The 596-nt window shown below is 62.4% G+C and carries 1 protein-coding gene; it reads left to right on the top strand.

What is annotated here, in order from left to right:
* Positions 1 to 328: 328 nt before the first annotated feature.
* A complete protein-coding gene (locus tag FKN01_RS32800; RefSeq protein WP_185993089.1) occupies positions 329 to 553 on the top strand; it encodes a Hint domain-containing homing endonuclease in 225 nt (74 codons plus the stop codon).
* The last annotated feature ends 43 nt before the right edge of the window (positions 554 to 596 follow it).

Below are 596 nucleotides of genomic sequence, written 5' to 3'. Positions count from 1 at the left end.
ACCGAGCCCGCGCCGACGCGATCGCCGCAGGAAAGAGCGCCACAGAAGCGGACGAGGAAGCCTCCGCAGCATGGAAGCACGTGGTCACGAAGCGAGAGGCCGAAGAAGCCGAAGCAGGTCGCCTCGCCGCAGAACGGCGCAAAAAGGAATGGGAAGGCAAGCCTTAGTGCTATGTCCCGATCAATCAGGACACCATGCCGGTCTGCGCCGGAGCTGCAATGGCCGGCAAGGCAGAAATGGTGTGGCCCAAGGTAGACCAGCTCAAACTCCTCAAGAAGGGCGTGGAGGGAGGCGAAGGGGCAATCGCGACAGCAGTCGAGCCGCGCGCATGGCCCAGAAATGCACGCAGTGCTTCCTCGCCGGCACCAAGGTCCTCATGGCCGATGGTTCGGCCAAGAACATCGAGTCCGTGGAGGTCAGGAACCAGGTCAAGGCAACGGACCCAGTCACGCAGGACACGGCACCGCACGAGGTCACCGATCTGATCGTCACCGAGGACGAAAATACTTCACAGAACTCACGCTCGCTACGCCCCGCGGCGTGGAAACGCTGACCGCCACGGAAGAACATCCCTTCTGGTCGGCATCCGAGCAGAA

Origin of the sequence: Streptomyces sp. 130 (assembly GCF_007096885.1) — a bacterium.
Taxonomy (GTDB): domain Bacteria; phylum Actinomycetota; class Actinomycetes; order Streptomycetales; family Streptomycetaceae; genus Streptomyces.
Note: the sequence above shows the minus strand (reverse complement) of the source record. Positions and strands in the feature narration are given on the sequence as shown.

Bases quoted from the DNA above. Each gene is read 5' to 3' on its own strand.
- FKN01_RS32800 (WP_185993089.1), top strand. From the start codon at position 329: ATGGCCCAGAAATGCACGCAGTGCTTCCTCGCCGGCACCAAGGTCCTC.